Origin of the sequence: Sphaerisporangium aureirubrum (genome assembly GCF_042658925.1) — a bacterium.
Classification (GTDB): Bacteria; Actinomycetota; Actinomycetes; order Streptosporangiales; family Streptosporangiaceae; genus Sphaerisporangium; species Sphaerisporangium aureirubrum.
Genome location: NZ_JBHSRF010000018.1, coordinates 1 through 20,758, shown reverse-complemented (window position 1 = coordinate 20,758; position 20,758 = coordinate 1). Strand labels below are relative to the sequence as shown.

At 73.1% G+C, this 20,758-nt stretch carries 20 protein-coding genes and 2 riboswitches; of the genes, 8 read left to right on the top strand and 12 right to left on the bottom strand.

The genetic code is table 11. The features are described 5' to 3' along the window. A riboswitch (glycine riboswitch) is annotated at positions 1 to 126 on the top strand. Beyond that, positions 127 to 242: riboswitch (glycine riboswitch) on the top strand. Between the two features lie 46 nt (positions 243 to 288). Beyond that, a complete protein-coding gene (gcvP, locus tag ACFP1K_RS15325; protein ID WP_380752754.1) occupies positions 289 to 3,147 on the top strand; it encodes an aminomethyl-transferring glycine dehydrogenase in 2,859 nt (952 codons plus the stop codon). 53 nt (positions 3,148 to 3,200) lie between these two features. Here gcvP and ACFP1K_RS15320 read toward each other — a convergent pair whose 3' ends face one another. Continuing rightward, a complete protein-coding gene (locus tag ACFP1K_RS15320) occupies positions 3,201 to 3,524 on the bottom strand; it encodes an STAS domain-containing protein (RefSeq protein ID WP_380752751.1) in 324 nt (107 codons plus the stop codon). A 188-nt stretch (positions 3,525 to 3,712) separates the two neighbouring features. After that, a complete protein-coding gene (locus ACFP1K_RS15315; protein WP_380752748.1) occupies positions 3,713 to 3,853 on the bottom strand; it encodes a hypothetical protein in 141 nt (46 codons plus the stop codon). Between the two features lie 307 nt (positions 3,854 to 4,160). Here ACFP1K_RS15315 and ACFP1K_RS15310 point away from each other — a divergent pair, with 307 nt between their 5' ends. Further along, the gene (locus tag ACFP1K_RS15310; protein WP_380752745.1) at positions 4,161 to 4,997 is read left to right on the top strand and encodes a tetratricopeptide repeat protein; all 837 of its coding nucleotides are present in this window, start codon (positions 4,161 to 4,163) and stop codon (positions 4,995 to 4,997) included. A 91-nt stretch (positions 4,998 to 5,088) separates the two neighbouring features. Here the strand turns inward: ACFP1K_RS15310 and ACFP1K_RS15305 are convergent, their stop codons facing one another. Together ACFP1K_RS15305 and ACFP1K_RS15300 are read right to left on the bottom strand one after the other, a co-directional pair. Continuing rightward, on the bottom strand, positions 5,089 to 5,487 hold the full coding sequence (locus ACFP1K_RS15305) for a hypothetical protein (RefSeq protein ID WP_380752742.1): 399 nt from the start codon (positions 5,485 to 5,487) through the stop codon (positions 5,089 to 5,091). An 81-nt stretch (positions 5,488 to 5,568) separates the two neighbouring features. Beyond that, positions 5,569 to 6,852 (bottom strand): endonuclease/exonuclease/phosphatase family protein, encoded by a 1,284-nt coding sequence (locus ACFP1K_RS15300; RefSeq protein ID WP_380752739.1) that lies wholly within the window; start codon positions 6,850 to 6,852, stop codon positions 5,569 to 5,571. A gap of 166 nt (positions 6,853 to 7,018) precedes the next feature. On the opposite strand from ACFP1K_RS15300, the gene ACFP1K_RS15295 reads away from it, so the two are divergent. Beyond that, positions 7,019 to 7,612: an alpha/beta hydrolase family protein gene (locus tag ACFP1K_RS15295; RefSeq protein ID WP_380752736.1), complete on the top strand. Its 594-nt coding sequence runs from the start codon at positions 7,019 to 7,021 to the stop codon at positions 7,610 to 7,612. A 710-nt stretch (positions 7,613 to 8,322) separates the two neighbouring features. On the opposite strand, the gene ACFP1K_RS15290 is transcribed toward ACFP1K_RS15295, so the two are convergent. Together ACFP1K_RS15290 and ACFP1K_RS15285 are read right to left on the bottom strand one after the other, a co-directional pair. Then, a complete protein-coding gene (locus tag ACFP1K_RS15290; RefSeq protein ID WP_380752733.1) occupies positions 8,323 to 8,523 on the bottom strand; it encodes a DUF5999 family protein in 201 nt (66 codons plus the stop codon). Positions 8,524 to 8,854: 331 nt separating this feature from the next. Further along, positions 8,855 to 9,466, bottom strand: coding sequence for a TetR family transcriptional regulator (locus tag ACFP1K_RS15285; protein ID WP_380752730.1), 612 nt, complete (start codon positions 9,464 to 9,466; stop codon positions 8,855 to 8,857). 220 nt (positions 9,467 to 9,686) lie between these two features. Here ACFP1K_RS15285 and ACFP1K_RS15280 point away from each other — a divergent pair, with 220 nt between their 5' ends. Next, positions 9,687 to 10,085 (top strand): hypothetical protein, encoded by a 399-nt coding sequence (locus tag ACFP1K_RS15280; protein WP_380752727.1) that lies wholly within the window; start codon positions 9,687 to 9,689, stop codon positions 10,083 to 10,085. 549 nt (positions 10,086 to 10,634) lie between these two features. Here ACFP1K_RS15280 and ACFP1K_RS15275 read toward each other — a convergent pair. The 3 genes from ACFP1K_RS15275 to ACFP1K_RS15265 all read right to left on the bottom strand — a co-directional run bounded on the left by ACFP1K_RS15275 (position 10,635) and on the right by ACFP1K_RS15265 (position 13,969). Next, positions 10,635 to 12,056, bottom strand: coding sequence for an RNA polymerase sigma factor (locus ACFP1K_RS15275; protein ID WP_380752724.1), 1,422 nt, complete (start codon positions 12,054 to 12,056; stop codon positions 10,635 to 10,637). Between the two features lie 275 nt (positions 12,057 to 12,331). Then, the gene (locus ACFP1K_RS15270; RefSeq protein WP_380752721.1) at positions 12,332 to 12,676 is read right to left on the bottom strand and encodes a hypothetical protein; all 345 of its coding nucleotides are present in this window, start codon (positions 12,674 to 12,676) and stop codon (positions 12,332 to 12,334) included. A 78-nt stretch (positions 12,677 to 12,754) separates the two neighbouring features. Then, positions 12,755 to 13,969 carry an AMP-binding protein gene (locus ACFP1K_RS15265; protein ID WP_380752718.1) on the bottom strand — a complete coding sequence of 405 codons (1,215 nt, stop codon included), beginning with the start codon at positions 13,967 to 13,969 and terminating at the stop codon, positions 12,755 to 12,757. 97 nt (positions 13,970 to 14,066) lie between these two features. Here ACFP1K_RS15265 and menB point away from each other — a divergent pair, with 97 nt between their 5' ends. The 3 genes from menB (at position 14,067) to ACFP1K_RS15250 (ending at position 17,387) form a co-directional block, all read left to right on the top strand. Beyond that, positions 14,067 to 14,888, top strand: a complete 822-nt coding sequence (gene menB / locus ACFP1K_RS15260) for a 1,4-dihydroxy-2-naphthoyl-CoA synthase (RefSeq protein WP_380753049.1) — start codon at positions 14,067 to 14,069, stop codon at positions 14,886 to 14,888. Positions 14,889 to 14,962: 74 nt separating this feature from the next. Continuing rightward, positions 14,963 to 16,651, top strand: a complete 1,689-nt coding sequence (menD, locus tag ACFP1K_RS15255; RefSeq protein WP_380752715.1) for a 2-succinyl-5-enolpyruvyl-6-hydroxy-3-cyclohexene-1-carboxylic-acid synthase — start codon at positions 14,963 to 14,965, stop codon at positions 16,649 to 16,651. Between the two features lie 10 nt (positions 16,652 to 16,661). Further along, the gene (locus ACFP1K_RS15250) at positions 16,662 to 17,387 is read left to right on the top strand and encodes a DedA family protein (RefSeq protein WP_380752712.1); all 726 of its coding nucleotides are present in this window, start codon (positions 16,662 to 16,664) and stop codon (positions 17,385 to 17,387) included. Here ACFP1K_RS15250 and ACFP1K_RS15245 read toward each other — a convergent pair. Continuing rightward, a complete protein-coding gene (locus tag ACFP1K_RS15245; protein ID WP_380752709.1) occupies positions 17,374 to 18,114 on the bottom strand; it encodes a GntR family transcriptional regulator in 741 nt (246 codons plus the stop codon). The genes ACFP1K_RS15250 and ACFP1K_RS15245 overlap by 14 nt on opposite strands. A 134-nt stretch (positions 18,115 to 18,248) precedes the next feature. Here ACFP1K_RS15245 and ACFP1K_RS15240 point away from each other — a divergent pair, with 134 nt between their 5' ends. After that, entirely contained in the window at positions 18,249 to 18,989 is a 741-nt protein-coding gene (locus tag ACFP1K_RS15240) for a sensor histidine kinase (RefSeq protein ID WP_380752706.1), read from the top strand. 16 nt (positions 18,990 to 19,005) lie between these two features. Here the strand turns inward: ACFP1K_RS15240 and ACFP1K_RS15235 are convergent, their stop codons facing one another. Then, positions 19,006 to 20,151, bottom strand: a complete 1,146-nt coding sequence (locus ACFP1K_RS15235) for a hypothetical protein (protein WP_380752703.1) — start codon at positions 20,149 to 20,151, stop codon at positions 19,006 to 19,008. 131 nt (positions 20,152 to 20,282) lie between these two features. Further along, positions 20,283 to 20,758, bottom strand: a 476-nt coding sequence (locus ACFP1K_RS15230) for a cellulose binding domain-containing protein (RefSeq protein ID WP_380752698.1), incomplete at its 5' end; no start/stop codon positions are given.

The following is a 20,758-nucleotide window of genomic DNA, read 5'->3' as shown; positions in this document are numbered from 1 at the left end:
CGACCCTGCGCGGGAGAGTCCCGGGCGCGGGCCGGTTCCGTGCTCCACGCGGCGCCGGCATGTGACCCGGGCGCCGAAGGAGCAACCTCCCCGGAATCTCTCAGGCCCATGTACCGCGCGGGCGAGGCAACTCTGGAAAGTAGGCGTGCCCGCCAGGCGTGCCTCACCGACGGTGCAAGCCCCCGTCAGGGGGTGAAGCTCTCAGGTCGTGACGAGGAAGTCGCGCTGACAGAGGGGGAGAACCGGCGATTCAGCGCGCCCGCTCCCAGCCACTTCCAGGAGGGCCTCATGACCGATCGGTCCCCGCTCCGCGACCTGTCCGCACCGCCGTTCGTGACCCGGCACGTCGGTCCCTCCGACGACGAGCAGGCCCGCATGCTCCAGGCCATCGGGTACGCCTCCACCGCCGACCTGATCGCGCTGGCGGTGCCCGGCGCGATCCGCGCCGAGGCCCCCCTCGACCTGCCCCCGGCGGCGAGCGAGACCGAGGCCATCGCCGAGCTGCGGCGGCTGGCGGGGCGCAACCAGGTGCTCACCTCGATGATCGGGCTCGGCTACCACGACACCGTCACCCCCGCGGTGATCCGGCGCAACCTGCTGGAGAACCCCGGCTGGTACACCGCGTACACGCCGTACCAGCCCGAGATCTCGCAGGGCCGCCTCGAGGCGCTGCTCAACTTCCAGACCATGGTCGCCGACCTGACCGGCCTGGACGTGGCCGGTGCCTCGCTGCTGGACGAGGCCACGGCCGCCGCCGAGGCGATGACCCTGGCCCGCAGGGCCGGGCGCGCCCCGGGCGCGACCTTCGTGGTGGACGCCGACGCGCTGCCGCAGACCAAGGCGGTGCTGGCCACCCGGGCCGAGCCGCTCGGCATCGAGCTGGTCGAGGCCGACCTCACCGGCGGCCTGCCCGAGGGCGAGCTGTTCGGCGTGCTCGTGCAGTACCCCGGCGCGAGCGGCAGGGCCGCAGACTTCCGCGCGGTCGCCGAGCAGGCCCGCGAGCGCGGCGCCCTGGTGGTGGCCGCCGCCGACCTGCTGGCCCTCACCCTGCTGGAGGCGCCCGGCGCCCTCGGCGCCGACATCGCGGTCGGGTCCACCCAGCGCTTCGGCGTCCCCCTCGGCTTCGGCGGGCCGCACGCCGCGTACATGTCGGTGCGCGAGGGCCTGCAGCGGCAGATCCCCGGCCGCCTGGTCGGCGTGTCGCGGGACGCCGACGGCCACCCCGCCTACCGGCTGGCGCTGCAGACCCGTGAGCAGCACATCCGCCGCGAGAAGGCCACCAGCAACATCTGCACCGCCCAGGTGCTGCTCGCCGTGATCGCCGGCATGTATGCCGTCTACCACGGCCCCGACGGGCTGCGGCGCATCGCCCAGCGCGTCCACCGCCACGCCGCCGTACTGGCCGCCGGGCTGCGCGGCGGCGGGGTCGAGATCGTGCACGACGACTTCTTCGACACCGTGCGGGCCCACGTGCCCGGCCGGGCCGCCGAGATCGTCGCGGCCGCCGCGGACCTCGGGGTCAACCTGCGGCAGGACGGCCCCGGCCACGTGGGCGTCACCTGCGACGAGACCACCACGGCCGACCATCTGCGCGCGGTGTGGAAGGCCTTCGGGTGCGACGGCGCGGTGCTGGACGACCTGGACACCGCCACCGCCGACGCCCTGCCCTCCGGCCTGCTGCGCACCACCGGCTACCTCACCCACCCGGTGTTCGGCGCCCACCGCTCCGAGACGGCGATGCTGCGCTACCTGCGCAGGCTCCAGGACAAGGACATCGCGCTCGACCGCTCCATGATCCCGCTGGGCTCCTGCACGATGAAGCTCAACGCGACCACCGAGATGGAGCCCATCACCTGGCCCGAGTTCGCCGGCGTCCACCCCTACGCGCCCGCCGCGCAGGCCAAGGGCTACCTCGAGCTCATCGGCGACCTCGAGCGCTGGCTGGCCGAGGTCACCGGGTACGCCGCGGTGTCGCTCCAGCCGAACGCCGGCTCCCAGGGCGAGTTCGCCGGTCTGCTCGCCATCCGGGCCTACCACAAGGCCAACGGCGACGAGGGCCGGGACGTGTGCCTGATCCCGTCCTCGGCGCACGGCACCAACGCCGCGAGCGCCGTGATGGCGGGCATGCGGGTCGTCGTGGTGGCCTGCGACGACCAGGGCAACGTCGACGTGCCCGACCTCGTCGCCAAGATCGGCAAGCACCGGGAACGGCTCGCGGCGATCATGGTGACCTACCCGTCCACGCACGGCGTGTACGAGGAGACGATCACCGAGATCTGCGAGCTGGTCCACCAGGCGGGCGGGCAGGTCTACGTGGACGGCGCCAACCTCAACGCCTTGGTCGGCCTGGCCAAGCCCGGCTGGTTCGGCGCGGACGTCTCCCACCTGAACCTCCACAAGACCTTCTGCATCCCGCACGGCGGCGGCGGCCCCGGCGTCGGCCCTGTGGCCGTCCGCGAGCACCTCGCGCCGTACCTCCCCGGCCACCCGGGGACCGAGAGCGCCGTCGGCCCCGTCTCGGCCGCCCCGTACGGCTCCGCCAGCATCCTGCCCATCTCGTGGGCGTACGTCCGCATGATGGGCGCCGACGGCCTGAAGGCGGCCACCGAGCAGGCCATCCTCTCGGCCAACTACCTGGCCCGCCGCCTGTCCCCGCACTACCCCGTCCTGTACACCGGCCGCGAGGGCCTGGTGGCCCACGAGTGCATCGTCGACCTGCGCCAGATCACCAAGGAGACCGGCGTCACCGTCGACGACGTGGCCAAGCGCCTCATCGACTACGGCTTCCACGCCCCCACGATGTCGTTCCCCGTGGCGGGCACCCTGATGATCGAGCCCACCGAGAGCGAGGACCTCGCCGAGTTGGACCGTTTCTGCGACGCCATGATCGCCATCCGGGGTGAGATCACCAAGGTCGCCGAGGGCGCCTACGACCGCACCGACAACCCCCTGCGCAACGCCCCCCACACCGCCGACTCCCTGCTCGGCGACGCCTGGGAGCACCCCTACAGCCGCGCGGAGGCGGCCTATCCAGTCCTCTCGCTGCGCGACGCCAAGTACTGGAGCCCGGTCCGGCGCATCGACCAGGCCTACGGCGACCGCAACCTGGTCTGCGCCTGCCCCCCGCTGGAGGCGTACGAGGACTAGTCCCGGCGGACCCGGTGAACCGGCCCGGTCCCCGTCACGGGGCCGGGCCGCGGTCAGATCGTGATCGGGAGGCTGCGGTCGAGTCCGGTGATGCGCAGGACGCGGGACATCTGCGGGCGCGGCGACCTCAGGGCGAAGGCGACGCCCCGGGCCCGGGCGCGGTGCTGGACGCCGACCAGGACGGCCAGGCCGGAAGCGTCGCAGAACGACACCTCCGACAGGTCCACCACCAGCGAGCCGACGGTGGAACGTAGCGCGCCGAGCAGGCGGCGCCGCAGCGCCTCGCTGGTGAAGATGTCGATCTCACCGGTCAGGCGCACGATGTTGGGGGCCGGCTGACTGATCCCGCTGGGCGGGGCGATGTCGATGACGGTCATGGGGTCTCCTATCGGAGCAGAGACAAGACTAGGCGCCTGCCGGCCGGAGATCGGTCGGCCGCCAGAAGGGGCGGTCCCGGACCGCTCGATCCGGCCGGCAGGCAGCACGGGGTCATGCGCCCCGGTCACGGCGTGCACGCGGTGACCGGCGGGGATGAGCGGCCCGGCGCCGGCGACGTGCGAGGTGGTCACGCGCGGACCCACGCTCCGTACAGAGCAGTACGTGGGCCCGGCACGGGCTTGACGACGAGCAGGACCGGGAAGTCCGCGACCGGCTCGACGGCGGCGGCGGTCAGCGGTCCGAGCTGGGAGAGGAGAGTCGGCGTCATGGTCGCCTGGCCTTGTCCGGCCCCTCGTCGGGACCGAAGTCGTTTATCGCCGCGGGCGACGCCGACCTGAATGCCAACGCACGAAGTGTCCTCGGTGCCAACAGCGTACCTCACCGCGCTGTGCGGACTCCGGAGCGTGCTGTGGCGACCGGCGGGTAGGGAGGCCATGTCGTCACTTCCCGGTGACGAGCCATACGGAGACCGGGGCATCACCCTCGGAACCCGGGCGGGATCGGCATAATGGTCGCGGCGTGGCGGCACGGCGGCGTGCGCCGGTGGATGCCCCTATCCGGAGATGAGGTCGCTCATGGCGGCGCGCGAGGTGCAGTCCGGGCGGCCGATCGACGACGCGCGCAGGCGGGCCGAGAGCGGTGACCTGGACGGTGCCGCCGAGATCTTCGCGGAGCTGGTGGCCGACGACCACGAGGCCGACCGTGCGCAGGCCGCGGTGGGTCTGGCCGTGGTGCTAGAGGAGCGGGGCGACGTCACCGGGGCACGGGCCGCGGCGCGGACCGCCCTGGCCACCGGGCATCCCGAGTACGCGGCCCAGGCGGCGTGCCACCTGGCCCGGGGGTTCGAGCGCGATCTGCTGCCCGACCAGGCCCGTGCGGCGTGGCAGGCCGTGATCGGGCTCGGGACACCCGCGTACCTCCCGGCGGCGCACATGGCGCTGGCCCGGCTCGCCGCCGGGCGGGGCGAGGACGCCGAGGCCGAGTCCGCGCTGCGGGCGGCCCTCGCCACCGGCGACCCGAAGATCGGATCCCGGGCGGCTCAGCACCTCGCGGAGTACCTTCTCGCCGAGGGGGCGCCCGGGGAGGCCGCCGACGTGTTGCTGACGGCCCTGGAGCTGCCGCAGGTCGCCGACTCCGGCCGGCTGCGCGTGCTGCTCGGCATCGCCCACCTGGACATGGCCTGCGCGGAGCTCGCCGCGGCGGCCGAGACCGCCGAGGACGCCGACAGCGTGGCCCTGGCCGTCGAGCTGCTGGCCCGCACCCTGCCGCTGCGCGGCCGGGACGACGACGCGGACGCGGCCTGGACCTACGGCCTCGACCACCCCGACCCGGCCGTGGCCGAACAGGTCGCGCTGCGCCTGCACCGCGACGACCCCGGAGAGGCCCCCGGCCCCGAGTCCCCCGACGCGTAGCCGGCCCGCTCGCGCGGGTCCCGGCACACGGCCTGGACGTCCCCGTGACGGCACCCGCTACGCGTACCCCCGATGGTCGCGGCGGCGGGTGTCAGCGGCTGCGGCGGCGGCCGAGCGCGGCGGCGATGTTGACGACGACGATGCCCGCCCAGGCGAGGAACAGCCCCGCCGGCCCCGCCTGCGTGGCGGCGATGGCGGTCAGCGGGATGCCGATGCCGAGCGAGCCCAGCGCGATCGGGATCATGCCGTCGCCCTGCTGCTTCTGCTTCTGCGGTGGAGGCCCGTACTGGGGGACGCCGTGCGGCCCAGGCGGTGGCGGCCCGTGGCCCGTCTGCGCCGCCACCTCCGCACGCACCCTGGCTTGGATGGCGCCGTCGACCTTTTCGAGGAACGACTCGACCAGCGCGCTCTCATACTCGGGGCCGAGGTCGCGGCGGGCCTCGACAGTGGCGCGAAGCTCGTCGCGCGGCAGGGATGAATTCTCCGGCACGGTCCTAATCTGACATAGATTCATTTCCCACGGCATCCCCCCCGAGGACTAGAGGCATCGTCCCCCGGTACCGAACATGTCTCAGCGCAAGCAGGCGGGAATACGCGGCCGCAGCGCGCACAACGCCTCAGGGTTGACCGGCTTCGGCGCGGCGAGCTTGGGAAGGGTGAGCACGGCCGCGACCCGCGGGTGGTCGGACATCCCGGCGGGCGGGCAGTACGGCCCGCCGTACACCCCGTCGTAGCTCAGCGCCTTCATCGGCGGGCGCGGCAGGATCAGGTCGATGCGGTCCCCGCAGTGCGGCTGTCCGTCCGGGCCCGGGAACACCGACGGCGCGGTGTCCGCGGCGTCCAGCAGGGGCCCGCCCTTGGCGATCACCAGGCTGTCGTCCCCGTTGAAGTCCCCGACCACGACCACGTGCCCCCGGTACGGCGTGACCAGCACGTCCTTCACGTATTTGGCCTGCGCCGCCCGCCACGCGGTCCGATCCAGCTTCTGCGGGGCATAGTCCCCCGACAGGTGGGTGTTCACGATCCGCACCGGCTGCCCGTGGACGTCCGCCGTGGCGGCGAGGATCCACACCGGCCCCCCGCAGTTGATCCCGAGCACGCACCCCGGCTTGGGCCCTTCGAGCCGCCGCACGTCCGACAGCGGATGGCGCGAAAGGATCGCCTGGTCGGGCACGCCGGCGGCCGATCCCACCGTGTGGTACGGGAACCCGGCCGCGTGCGCCAGCCGCTCCGCCTCGCTCGCGTCCGCCACCTCCTGCAGTCCCACCACGTCGAACCCCCGCAGCGCGGCGGCCATCGGGGAGATCCGGACGTCGAATCCCGGAAGCCCGCCGGCCCGCGCCGTGTCGTCGTTGCCGAGGATGTTCAGCGTGGCGACGCTCAGCGTCGCCTGCCCCGCCGGTGCCGCCGGCGGGCCCGCCGACAGCACCTGGCATCCGAGGGTCACCGGCTCCCGTGGTCCCTTGTCGACGGCCTGCACGCAGATCCTCGGGTGCCCCTTCATCGCCGCCAGCAGCACGTCGAACCCGTGATCGGCCCCCTGCCGTGGATGCGCCGCCGCGACGTCGGGCCGGTTCTCCGAGGCCGTCAGGGTCTTCTTCACCACCCCCGACACCGAGATCCGTACGCCGACCGCCGCCGTCCCGTCCGGATCGATCACCCACCCACGCACCCGCACCCCGCCGGCGACGCTCACCACGCTCTCCAGCTCACCGACCGGCGCCCGCCCTCTGGGCTCCCCACCCGGATCGTTCTTCCGGCACACCGGCGGCGGCTTGGGCACGTCACAGTCCGGCGCGCTCCCCAGCGCCGGCACCGCCGCCGTCACCACAGCCGGGCAAAGAACAGCGAGCACTGAAACGAGGCGACACGCCCCGAGAACGCGACGGCCCGATCCCATGTCCTACTGACGCCCGGCATCCCGGAGCCGTTGTCACGCGCGGCCCTGTCCGCCCCGCCGGCCGGCCGTCTCCCGGGGGATGGGGTCCCAGGCGAGGTGGGGGGTCGGCTAGCGTGGCGCCATGCGGGTGATGACCGGGCGGGGGCCGGCGATCGTGGCGGTCGACGAGGTGGCGGACGCGCGGTTTCTGCTGGTGCTCACGCACGGGTCGGCCGGGGGAGTGGAGGCGCCTGATCTGCTGGCCGTGCGGGATGCGGCGCGGGCGATCGGGGGGACCGTCGCCCGGGTCACGCAGCCCTTCCGGGTGGCGGGTGCGCGGGCGCCGGGGGCGCCGGCGCGGCAGGACGAGGCGTGGGTCACGGTGCTGGAGGAGATACGTGCGGGTTTCCCCGGTCTTCCCCTGGTGCAGGGTGGCCGGAGCAACGGTGCCCGGGTGGCCTGCCGCACGGCACGGGAGGTGGGGGCGCGCGCCGTGGTGGCGCTGGCCTTCCCCCTGGTCCCCCCGGGCAAGCCGGACCGCTCCCGCGCCGGAGAACTACGCGAGGCCGGAGTCGACGTCCTCGCCGTGAGCGGCGACCGCGACCCCTTCGGTGTCCCGGCCGGGACGGACGCCTCCCGCGTGGTGGTGATCCCGGGGGAGAACCACGACCTGAAGAAGGTCCCCGGCCGGGTCGGCGAGGTCGTCGCGGCTTGGCTCGCCCCGATGTTCCGCTGAGTACGGGGGCCTCTCGACGTCGCCGTGATCCCGCGTTCAGGCGGCCGTGATTCCGCGTTCAGGCGGGTGCCTGTTGCGGTGCGTCCGAGGCGGGGCGGAGGCCGGGGGTGTGACCCGTGTCCGAGCGACGCGTCCTGTGCGCGTGTGCCGGCTGGTCGTGCGGTCATTCGCATCCGGGCCGGGGTGCCGGGCCATGGGGCCGGGAGTGGGGTGGTCCGCGGGGCGGCTGATCGCTCGCGCGCTCGCGGATCATGGGGCGCGCCCGGATTTCGCCGGGTGGCCTAGTGGGAAAGGAGGGAATGTGGGGCTACACTTGTGGGAACGTCCGACGTTCGGTTGATTCGCCGGGAGGGTGTTCGGTGGCCGGCAAGGGTTTTCGGTCGCTCCACGGTGGAAGATCTTGGAACGGCGGGGTATTCGGTCGCCGTTGTCCTCGGAGCGCCGTCGGCGGTTCGAGCTTCCGGCCGCAGGGTTCACGGCAGGAAGCCATCGACACCGTGCTCTACCGGCTGGTTCGCCCCGTCAGCCGGAGGGTATGGCCATCGGCCGCCCGATTTCGGCATGCACTTACTGAATCGTTCGCCGGTTCGCGGCCGATCTTCGCAGCCACGCCGGTCGGCGTGGCCCCCTGTCGCCCGTTTCCGGGCAGGCGACGGTCGGCTGCATTCCCCGTTCGGCGGATCAGTCGATGCCGAAAGGTGCTTGGTCGTTCAGGCGGCGCTGATGGCGAGGTCGGTGGGGCGGTGCGGGGCGATTACCGCACCGTCGGGCAGGAGCTCCCCGGTGTCCTCGAAAAGCACGATGCCGTTGCACAACAGGCTCCACCCCTGCTCGGGGTGTGCCGCGACTGTGCGGGCGGCTTCGCGGTCCGATGCTGCACTGCTCGGACAGGACGGCTCATGCGGGCACATGGGTGTGCCTCCGGATTTCTCTCTCGATCTGTTGTGCTCGGCCGGGATCCCTCGGGCAGATGAGGCGGCCGCCCCCTACCCGTTCCCCCGACCCCCGTAGGACGGGGCCGAGCGCTGTCTGGTTGCCGTGTGCGCTAGGCACATCTTCTAGAGTAAGTGTGCTGCGGGTCACACGCGCGCGACATAGCCCGTTAGGACGGTTTCCGGTCGTGAGTCAGGGGTCCGGGTAGGTCTTCGGGGCCTGGTTTGGGCATGTGACCTGCGACACAAGCGTGCCCCACCGAATATAACGGTCCAAGCACGACTCGCCGCCGAACAGATAAACGATGAATTACGGCTCCCCGAGGCCTTTGAGCACCGCATGCAGGCCTCGGTCGAAGGCGGCCACGGCGGCGTCCGTGGACTCGGGGGCCGCCGCCCGGGGGAGGGGCACCGCGGCCGCGTCCGGCTCGCCGTCCGGCTCGGCCGGCGCCGCCCAGCCCGAGCGCTGGATCTCCACCGCGACGCTGCCCATCGTGTACGCGCGCAGGGTGCGCACCGCCGGGCCCGGTTCCCGCAGGCCCGACGCGGCCAGCTGCTCGGTCTGCTCCCTTATGGCCAGGAGCGCGGTGCCCTGGGGAGGCTTGGTCAGGGCGAGGGCGAGCACGCCGGGGTGCTCCAGCAGGGCGGCGCGGCCGGCGTGTGCCCAGGCGCCGGCAACGTCCTGCCAGGTCCGCAGGCCGGCGGGGTCGACGGCGACGGTGGTGACGTGTTCGGCGAGGGCGTCCAGGAGGGCTTCCTTGCCGCGGGGCAGGTGGTGATATATCGCCATCGCCTCCACCTGGAGGGCGTCGCCGAGGCGCCGCATGGTCAGGCGGCGCAGGCCCTGGCCGTCGGCGATGTGCAGGGCGGCCTCGATGATGCGGTCACGGGAGAGCGGGACCGGGGGTCGTTTGGCTGGCATGCCCCCGATGATCCACAGGTCGGCTTACTTTGTAAAGGGCGGCGCGCCGTGTCGGCGCCGAGGTCAAGGACGCCCTCGCGATCGGCCGGAGCCGGCCCCTCGTATCGGCTCTCGATCGGCCGGAGCCGGGACCGCGTACCGGTCCGCCCTCGCGGAGTCGTACGCTGAACACCATCGACGACGCCGGATCGACCGGCGGTATGCCGGAAAGGAGCGGGCGATGGCGTTTTTCCGACCGAGGGTCAGCCGGGAGGCCGAGGTCAGGCATCATGCCGACCACGAGGTCGGCGAGGGTCTCCCCGCCCTGCTGGACAAGGCCCGCGAGGCTGAACGCGCCCTGCGCCAGGCCCAGGCCACCGCCACCAACCCCTCCGAACTGCGCGCCGCCGGCCTGGCCTACGACCGCGCCCTCACCGAGGCCCTCCGCGCCGCCGAAGCCGCCAAGCGCGCCGCCCTCGGCGTCAAGGCCTACGACGACCGCATCCGCCGCCGCAAGGGCGTCGCCACCCCCCGCGGCGCCATGTGGACCGCCGAGGTCGACCGCCTCCGCACCCTCCGCGAGGAACACCGCCTCACCGGCATCGCCCGAGTCCCCCACCCCACCCCTGCCGCCGGCTGACACTTCCCTCCAGCTACCCGGCACCGCACTCGACATCAACCCCGTCGATCCGGCATCCGTCATGCTGACGGACAGAGCAGGTGCCCGATGCGCCGCCGTACGGTGGCGCCGGATTCGCCGTACGGGGACCCCGCCGCGTCGGCGCCGGCAAAGGGCCCGCTCATGGGAGCGATGCGGCCCCGTGCCTGGTGGGCCGCCGTACGGCGGCGCCGGATTCGCCGTACGGGAATCCCGCCGCGTCGGCGCCGGCAAAGGGCCCGCTCATGGGGACGATGCGGCCCCGTGCCTGGTGGGCCGCCGTACGGCGGCGCCGGATTCGCCGTACGGGAATCCCGCCGCGTCGGCGCCGGCAAAGGGCCCGCTCATGGGGACGATGCGGCCCCGTGCCTGGTGGGCCGCCGTACGGCGGCGCCGGATTCGCCGTACGGGAATCCCGCCGCGTCGGCGCCGGGGACGAGGGCCCTCTGGCCGGGGTGATGTGGCCCCGTGTCTGCCGCGGTGGCGCGGGACGGGTCCGGCCGGGCGCGGTGGGTCTTGGCTGGTGGGGGGTTAGCTGGCCCAGTCCAGGAGGGGGCGGGTGTTGCTGGGGTGGCGGAGTTTGGAGAGGGACTCCTTTTCCAGCTGGCGGATTCGTTCGCGGGTCAGGCCCAGGTGTTTGCCGATTTCGTCCAGGGTGTGGGGCTTGCCGTCGATCAAGCCGAAGCGGAGGGCCATGATCTTGGCTTCGCGAGGGGTGAGGTTCGCGAGGACGCTGCGGAGTTCGGCGCCCAGGAGCTGGCGGTCCACCACTTCGGAGGCTTCGGGGGCGTCCACGTCCTCGATGAGGTCGCCGATGGTGGTCTCGCCGTCTTCGCCGATGGTGGCGTTGAGGCTGATCGGCTGGCGGCTGGTGCGCAGGAGCTCTTCGATCTGGTCGGGGGTCTTGTCCAGCTCCACGGCCAGTTCCTCGGGGGTGGGCTCGCGGCCGAGGCGCTGGTGCATGTCACGCTCGACGCGGGACAGCTTGGAGAGCATCTCCAGCACGTGCACCGGCAGCCGGATGGTGCGGGCCGAGTCGGCGAAGCCGCGCTGGATCGCCTGCCGGATCCACCACATGGCGTAGGTGGAGAACTTGTAGCCCTTGGAGTAGTCGAACTTCTCCACGGCGCGGATCAGCCCGAGGTTGCCCTCCTGCACCACGTCGAGCAGCGCCATACCCCGGTCGGTGTACTTCTTGGCCACCGAGACGACCAGCCGCAGGTTGGCCTCCAGCATGTGGTCCTTGGCGCGCCGGCCGTCGGCGGCGACCCATTCGAGGTCGGTCCGCTCGTCGCCGGTGAGGATCTCGTTCTCGAGCTTGTGCTCGGCGTACAGGCCGGCCTCGATGCGCTTGGCCAGCTCGACCTCCTCCGCCGCGGTGAGCAGCGTACGGCGGCCGATCGACTTGAGATATGTGTGCACGGAGTCGCCCATGACCGAGGACTGGTCGTCCAGGTCGAACGTCTCGCTCTGCAGCTCCGCCTCGTCCGGCTCGGCCAGGGCGTCCTCGGCGTCGGGCTCGGGGCGCGGCGCCGGGGTCTCGGCCTCGGCGGCCTTGCGGGTGCGCCGCGCGGCGGTGCGCCGCACGCGGGTCTCCTCGCCGGCGTCCGTCCGCGCCTCGGCGGTCTCGCCGGCCGTGTCGGCGGGCGTGATCGTGGTGCGGGTCATCGCGGTCTTCACGGTAGTCTTCACAGTGGTGCTCTTACGGGTCTTCCTCGCCGGGGCTCCGGGTCGCGTGGACGGCTTGTCGTCCGCGGTCAGGCTCACACCGGCGTCGGTGAGCTCGCGCAGGATCGACCGGCCTCTGGCAGGCGTGATCCGCGCCCTGTGGAACGCCTCGCGAAGTTCCGCGAGGGAAAGGTGACCTTGGGCGCGCCCGCGGTCGATGACCTGGGCGACAATCGTCGGGGTGGCCTCGCGCTCAGTCGAGGTCGCCACGGCTGTTCGGGGCATGAGCACACCTCCTCCGTCACGGAGTCGCTACGTTCGATGGGGTGGCGCGGCATCCAGGCGCACCAGTATCAATAACGCAACGAAGCGTCATTTGTTCCCGCGGCGGGCCTGAGGCTCCCCATCACCACCGCCGTCCTGTGCTACCCATCTTTCCTGGTGTCACTCCCCGTCCCGCGCGCGGGGGCCCCGGCACGGCGAGAGGCGGGCCGCACGCGGCGACCCGCCTCCCTGGAAAGATCCGCCGGCCGGCGCGCTGCCGCGCCGGGGGCCGGGCGTCAGTCCTTCTTCTTGGGCTTGTCCGGGGTGAGGACCGGGATGGGGAGCGGCTCGGCCTGCTCCATGCGCCTCTCGGTCCAGAACTCCGCGACCTTCTTCGGGTCGGGGTTCACGTCCTCGCGGACCACGAACTTCTCGGGGGAACGGGTGGGTTCGGCGTTCTGCGGGACCGCCGGGCCGGGGATCTGCCCGGGAGCCTCACCAGGAGCGTCGGTCGAGGTGCCGCTCGGGCTTCCCGCGCCCAACCCTCCCGAGGCGGCCGCGGCCGCGACGGAGATGCCCCCAGCGAGGATCACACCGGCCACACCGGCGGAGATCCACATCTTGCGGGTCGGCTTAGTCAAGTCGTCGTCCTTCCTGGGTCCGGCTGCCGGTATGACGCGCCGGATGTGACTTCTGGTTCCCTTGACCGGACATTGTGGTCAAGAATCATCCTTCTTGCTAGCAAAGCCGAAAATATTGCGGCGTATCGCGACAAGATCATGTTTGCCGTTGGGGAGCAGCGGAAGCCGGTCCAGCACCTCCAGCGCCCGCGGCGCCGCGTACCCCGGCAGCGTCTCCTTCACCGCCGCGCGCAGCTCGCCCAGGGACGGCGGCGCGCCCGGATCGGCGGGTACCACCACCGCGACCACCTCCTCTCCCCACTCCGGGTGGGGACGGCCCATCACGACCGCGTCGCGCACCGCCGGGTGCCCCGCGAGCACCCCGGCCACCGGCCCGGCCGCCACCTTGCGCCCGCCGGTGTTGATCACGTCGTCCGCGCGGCCCAGCACGCGCAGCCGTCCCTCCCGGATTTCGCCTACATCAGATGTGACGTACCAGCCGCCCTCCAGGTTCGAAGCGGCGGAGCCGGGCCGCAGCCGGTACCCGGAGAACAGCACGGGCCCGCGGATCCTGATCCGCCCGCCCGCGGCCCGCGCCTCGCCGTCCCCGGGGCCGCCGTCGCCGGCGGTGACCTCCACCCCGTCCAGCGGGACGCCGTCGTAGACGCACCCGCCGCAGGTCTCGCTCATGCCGTACGTCGTCACGACCCGGGTACCCGCCTCCGCGACGAGACCGGGAGGCGCGGCGGCGCCGCCGAGCAGGACGGTGCGGAACCGCGACAGGCGGGCGCCGTGGTCGATGAGGCGCCTGAGCTGCGTCGGCACCAGGGACACGTGGTCGGCGCCGCTCGCGGCCACCTCGGCGGGGGAGAAGCGCGGGTGGATCAGCGGCCTGGACCCCGACAACAGCGACCGGACCAGCACCTGCAGGCCCGACACGTGGGAGGGCGGCAGGCAGCACAGCCAGCGCTCGCCGGGCCCCGCGCCGAGCCGCCGCAGCGAGGCCGAGGCCGAGGCGATCAGCGCCTCGGCCGTCAGCTCCACCCCCTTGGGTGTCCCCGTGGAGCCGCTGGTCGCGATGATCACCGCGGTGCGGGGATCGGCGGGCACGCCGTCCGGAAGGGGCCGGGTGCCCTCGGGGGTCACCAGGTGGGTGGGCCGCAGCGCGGCGAGGACCGCGCGCAGCGCCGGGCCGGGCAGCTCGGGGTCCAGGGGCAGCACGGCGGGGCCGTCGCCACGGAGCGCCAGGCCGATCAGGTCGAAGAGGGCGTCACCCGGAGGGCGAACCACCGCGTGCACAGGGCGCTCACTCACGGTCGTAAGGTTAGTCCCGTCGTATGCACGCCCCCGCCCGAGTCGCCGGCCGGGCGACGCGCAGGTGAGCGCAGGTGAGTGAGGAGCGAGTGTGACCGTGAGCACTGTCGACTGGAAGCGGTCCGGTGACTACGAGGACATCATCTACGAGACCGGCGAAGGCATCGCGAAGATCACCATCAACCGTCCCGAGCGGCGCAACGCCTTCCGGCCCACCACGCTGTTCGAGCTGCGCGAGGCCTTCGAGAACGCCCGCGACGACGGCGACGTCGGTGTGATCATTCTCACCGGCGCGGGCACCGAGGCGTTCTGCTCCGGCGGCGACCAGAAGATCCGCGGCGACGACGGCTACGTCGGCCCGGACGGCATCGGCCGTCTCAACGTGCTCGACCTGCAGATCCAGATCCGCCGCCTGCCGAAGCCGGTCGTCGCGATGGTCGCCGGGTACGCCGTGGGCGGCGGCCACGTGCTGCACGTCTGCTGCGACCTCACCATCGCCGCCGACAACGCCATGTTCGGCCAGACGGGCCCCAAGGTCGGCTCGTTCGACGGAGGGTACGGCGCCTGGCTGCTCGCCGAGACCGTCGGCCTGAAGAAGGCCCGCGAGATCTGGTACCTGTGCCGTTTCTACAACGCGGCCGAGGCCGAGGCCATGGGCCTGGTCAACAAGGTCGTCCCGCTGGCCGAGCTGGAGGCCGAGACCGTCCAGTGGTGCCGCGAGATGCTCGACAAGTCGCCGCTGGCGCTGCGCATGCTCAAGGGCGCCATCAACGCCGTCAGCGACGGCGCCGCGGGCATGCAGCAGTTCGCGGGTGACGCCACGCTGCTGTACTACATGAGCGAAGAGGCCCAGGAGGGCCGTGACGCGTTCAAGGAGAAGCGGCGCCCCGACTTCTCCAGATTCCCCCGCCGCCCGTAGATGAGTCCCTCTTCCGTGCCCGCGCGCCCGCGTCCCCCGCGGGGACGCGGCGCGGTCTCGCCCGAGGAGGGCAGGTGAACCCCGCGACCGCACTGTCGGCCGTGCTGATCGACGAGCTGGTGCGCTGCGGTCTGACCGAGGTGGTGCTGGCCCCCGGTTCACGCTCGGCGCCCCTGGCCATCGCCGCGCACGCCGACCCCCGGGTCCGGTTGCACGTGCGCGTCGACGAGCGGTCGGCCTCCTATCTGGCCGTCGGCCTGGCCCGCCGCTCCGAGCGCCCGGTCGCGCTGGTGTGCACGTCGGGCACCGCCGCCGCCAACTTCCACCCGGCGGTGATCGAGGCCCACGAGTCCGGCGTGCCGCTGCTGGTGCTGACCGCCGACCGGCCGCCCGAGCTGCGCGACACCGGCGCCAGCCAGACCGTCGACCAGATCAAGATGTACGGCTCGGCGGTCCGCTGGTTCGCCGAGGTGGGCGCGCCCGAGGAGCGTCCCGGCCAGGTCGCCTACTGGCGCTCGCTCGTCTGCCGGGCCTACCAGCGGGCGCTCGGTCCCGGCGACTCCGGTCCCGTCCACCTCAACCTCGCCTTCCGGGAGCCGCTGATCCCCGACGGCGACGACTCCTGGTGCGAGCCCCTCACCGGCGCCCCCTCGGGGCCGTGGGTACGCGCCCGGGTGGCGCCGCCCTCCGCCGCCCTGCACGTCGCCCCCACCCGGCGTGGCGTGCTGGTCGTCGGCGACGGCGCCGTCAACGTGCGGCGTTACGTCGCCGCGGCGGGCATGGCGGGCTGGCCGGTGCTGTCGGAGCCCACCGGGGGCGCCCGGTACGGCGACCACGCCGTCTCGGCGTACCACTTCCTGCTCGGCACCCCCGAGTTCGCCGACGCCCACGTGCCCGACGTGGTGGTGACGCTCGGCCGGCCGAGCCTGTCCCGGCCGCTGCTGAGCTGGCTCAAGCGGGCCGCGGAGCACGTCGTGGTCAGCCCGGACCTGGCGCGCTGGCCCGACCCCACCCGGTCGGCCACCCAGGTCGCCGCGGCCGTGGAGATCCCGGGCGCCGCCGGGGACGACACCTGGCTGCGGTCCTGGCGGTCGGCGGAGGCCGCCGCGCGGGAGGCCGTCGACGCCGTGCTGGACGACTCGGGCATCAGCGAGCCGCGCCTGGCCCGCGACCTCGCCGAGGTGCTGCCCAACAACTCTCTGCTGTTCTGCGGGTCCTCGATGCCGATCCGCGACCTGGACCAGGCGATGCGGCCCCGGCGCGGCCTGCGGCTGCTCGCCAACCGGGGCGCGTCCGGCATCGACGGGCTGGTGTCCACCGCCGTCGGCGCCGCCCTCGCGCACAACGGCCCGTCCTACGCGCTGATCGGCGACCTGACCTTCCTGCACGACCAGAACGGGCTGATCCTCGGCCCGCGCGAGCCCCGCCCCGACCTGTGCCTGGTCGTGGTGAACAACGACGGCGGCGGCATCTTCTCGCTGCTGCCGCAGGCCGGGCTCACCGATCCGTTCGAGCGGGTCTTCGGCACGCCGCACGGCGTGGACCTCGCCTACGTGGCGGCGGCCACCGGCACCCCGCACACCCTGCTGTCCTCGGCGGGCGACCTGCCGAAGGCGATCAGGGGGGAGGGGCTGCGCGTGGTCGAGGTGCGCACCGAGCGCGCGGAGAACGCACGGCTGCACGTGGCGATGCGCGAGGCCGCGCAGGAGGCCGTCAGATCATTTCTTGAAACGGCCGGAAGCGCATCGCATCTCACCGCATAGGGTGTGAGTCATGCATGTCGACCAATGGCTACAGGCCATCGAGCCGACCTGGATCTATGTGATCGTCGGGCTGGTCATCGGCCTGGAGAGCCTCGGCATCCCCTTGCCGGGCGAGGTGGTCCTGGTCAGCGCGGCGCTGCTGTCGGCGCAGCACACGGTGAACCCCCTGTGGGTGGGGGTCTGCGCCAGCGTGGGGGCGATCGTCGGCGACTCGATCGGCTACGCCATCGGCCGCAAGGGGGGCCAGCCGCTGTTCGACCGGCTCGGCAGGCGGTTCCCCAAGCATTTCGGGCCCTCTCACCTGGTCAAGGCCAAGCAGGCCTTCGACCGATGGGGCATGTGGGCGGTCTTCTTCGGCCGCTTCATCGCGCTGCTGCGCATCCTGGCCGGGCCGCTCGCCGGTGCGCTGCGCATGCCGTACTGGCGGTTCCTGGTGGCCAACGTGCTCGGCGGCATCGTGTGGGCGGGCGGCACCACCACGGTGATCTACTACCTCGGCATCGTGGCCGAGCGGTGGCTCAAGGGCTTCTCGTGGGTGGGGCTGGTCGTCGCCGTGCTGTTCGGCATCGGCACCACGCTGTACGTCAAGCGCCGGGCCTCGCGCGCCGTCGCCGACCCCGAGGACGGCGCGGACACTCCCGGGGAGGCCGATGGTGAGGCCGCGCCGGTGGTGGGCGAGGCCGTGCCCGGCGTGACCGGGCCCGAGCCCGCCGCTGGCCCGGTCAGCGCTCGATGAGCGTGACCTCCAGGGAGTAATGCGCGGCGCGGTACACGTGCGAGCCGTGCTCCACCGCCCGGCCCTGGTCGTCGTAGGTGGTGCGGGTCATGGTGAGCAGCGGCGCGCCGCGGCGCTCGTCCAGCAGGCGGGCCTCGGTGTGGGTGGCGGCCTTGGCCCCGATGCGCTGGTTGGCCACGCGCATGCGCACCCCGGCGCCGCGCAGCAGCTCGTAGAGCCCGCGCTCCTCCAGTGCCTGCGGGGTGAGCGGCCCGAGCCCGGCGGGCAGCCAGTTGTGCAGCAGCGCCAGCGGCTCCCCGGCGGCGTACCGGACCCGCTCCAGCCGGACCACCTGGGTCCCGGCGGCGACGCCCAGCACCGCGGCGATCTCGTCGTCCGCGCCCACGGGCTCCAGCGACAGCACCCGGGTGCTCGGCTCCTGCCCCGCCCGCCGCAGGTCGTCGTAGAGGCTGGTCAGCTCGACGGACCGCTTGACCTGCCCGTGCACCACCTGCGTGCCGACGCCGCGTTTGCGCACCAGCAGGCCCTTGTCCACGAGATACTGGATCGCCTGCCGGATGGTGGGCCGCGACAACCCGAGCCGGTCCGCCAGCAGGATCTCGTTGTCCAGCCGGGACCCCGGCACCAGGTCCCCCCGCCTGATCGCCTCGGCGATCTGCTCGGCGACCTGGAAATAGAGCGGTACCGGGCTGGAGCGATCAAGATCGATGTCGAGTCGAGTGCTCATCGCGTACTCCCGGCTCCGTGACCGACCGCCTACGGGGAGAGGTTAGCTGACGTCAGAATGTCCTGACAAATCCTGACCGCAGGGAGCGCCCGCGGTCAGCTTGGTAGTATGGGCACGCTCTGGGGGAGCCCCATATGGACCACTCAACCGATCTGCGGGATTGCCTGTACGAGCTGGATCGGGTTCACGGACTGCTGACGAGGACGCGCCGCGAGATGGACCGCGCGCGCGACCAGCAACGCCAGTTCGCCGCGAACGCCGGGCACGAGCTCCGCACCCCGCTGGCCGGGCTGCGCGTCGAGCTCGAAGAGGCCCGGATGAATCCCGGGCTCACACGCCTGCCCGAACTCCTGGACCGCGCGCTCAGGGACGTCGACCGGATCCAGGACATCGTCACCGACCTCCTGCTGCTGGTCCGGCTGGAGGCCGGCGCCACGACGGAGCGGCGGCACGTGGACCTGGCCGGGCTGGTCGGGGACGTGGTGGGCCGCCGCGGCGACGAGAAACCGGTCACGCTGCGCCTGACCGCCGCGGTGACCGCCGACATCGTCCCCCACCTGATCGAGCGGGCGCTGGACAGCCTGCTGGACAACGCCCAGCGGCACGCGGCCGGCAGTGTGGAGGTGTGGCTCCGGCGCGACGGCGGGAACGCCGAGGTGGCCGTGACCGACGACGGGGCGGGCATCCCCGTCCGCGACTGGAAGAGCATCTTCGACGTCTTCGCCCGCCTGGACACCGCCCGCGACCGCGGCGACGGCGCCGGCCTCGGCCTGGCCCTGAGCCGCAGCATCGCCCTGGCCCACGGCGGAGACCTGGTCCTGGACCCCTCCCATGCCGGCGGGGCGAGGTTCGTCCTCCGCCTCCCGGCCGCCTGACCACCCCGGCCCGGGGTCAGCGGAGGCGCGGCGAGTACGCGGGGAACGACGCCGGGTCGGTGAGGTCCAGGTCCGCGTCGGGCCACCGGCGGCGCAGCAGGCCGCTGGTCCGCAGCGCCCATCCGGCGAGATGGGGCAGGGCGCCGTGGGCGGCGGCGGTGCGGGCGGCGGCCTCCAGGGTGGCGACGAGCTGGAGACGGCTGTGGTCGCCCGGCGGGCGTCCGTCGACCGCGCCGAGCCGTTGCAGCCGGACGAACATGTAGGAGAAACAGGCCGCCGCCAGGCCGAAGCCGTACCGGCGGTCGTCCTCGGCCTCGGGAACGCCCCGGGCCAGCGCCCGGCGGTAGGCGTCCGCCGGGCCGCCGGCCTCGGCGTCCCCGATCGAGAGCCACGCGGGGCCGGGGACGTGCAGGCAGACGGCGTCGCTCAGGGCGTGGGTGTAGCCCGCGAACTCGAAGTCGATGAGGCGGGGGTCCGGGTCGCCCGACGCGTGCACGAGGACGTTGTTGGCCTCGGGATCACCGTTGCTGAACGCCAGGAACGGCCCCGGTTCGTCCAGTTCCTCCAGCACCGAGACCAGTTCACTCTCGGCGGGCCCGGAGACGGCCACCCCGAAGTCCGCGGCCTGCCCGATGCCCTCCGCGCGGAGCCCGACCCACCGCCCCGTACGGTCGGCCGCCGCGTCGACCGGCCCGAGAGCCGCTCTGCGGGCGTAGTAGACCGCGGCCCTCCCCGCGGTGGCCGCGTTGAGCTCGCCGCGTGCGCCGGCGAAGGCGGCCAGCCGCTCCGCGTGGGCGGTGGCGCCCTCCGCCCGCAGCAACTGGTCCAGCGGCGTACGCGGGAACAGGTCCTCCAGCACGATGACCTCCGCCGCCGGATCGGCGGCGACGACCCGCGGGGCCAGCCGGAGGCCGAGGTCGTCGGAGAGGAACCGCAGGGCGGCCAGTTCGGTGCGCAGCCGCCACGTCAGGGTCCGCGTGCGGTCCGGGTGGTCCCGTCCCCATTTGACGATCACCTGCCGCGGATGGCCGGCGCCTTCCAGCCGCACCCGGGCGACGGTCCAGGGTTCGAGCCGCTGCCAATCGGCGACGACAGGCGCGGGACCGTGGCGGGACAGGAGGGACCGCACCACGCCGAGCTGACTGATCACTTCGGCGGCCATCCATGGAGCCTACGACGATCACGCGCCGCGTGAGCGGCTCCCGGCACGCGAGGAGGCACCCCCGCTCGCGTGCGAGGGTGCCCCTGCTTCTCGTCCGACGATCACCGGCGCGTCGCCGCGCCGTCATCGGGTCAGGACGCGGTGCAGCTCAGCGTGGGCGTGGCCGCGGTGCCGCCTCCGGTGAAGCCGAAGGTGGTGGTGCCGTTGGCGGCGAGCCTGCCGTTGTAGGTCTCGTTGCGGACGCTGACGTTGGCTCCGGAGCCGGAGCGGACGCCGTTCCACAGCTGGGTGATGGTCTGGGATCCGGGCCAGGTCCAGTTCACGGTCCAGCCGTTGATGGCGCTGGTTCCGGCGCGGACGGTGACGGTGGACTGGAACCCGCCGGACCAGGAGTTCACCGTCTGGATCGTCGCCGCGCATCCGCCGGGCCCGGTCGTCGGGGTGACGGTAGGCGTGACGGTCGGGGTCACGGTCGGGGTCACCGTGGGGGTGACGGTCGGGGTCACCGTCGGTGTGATGGTGGGGTTGGTGTCGGTGAGGGTGGGGGTGGTCCAGTCGCGCCATTCGGTGAGGTTGCCGCTGGCGCGGGAGGAGATGCGCATGGTGC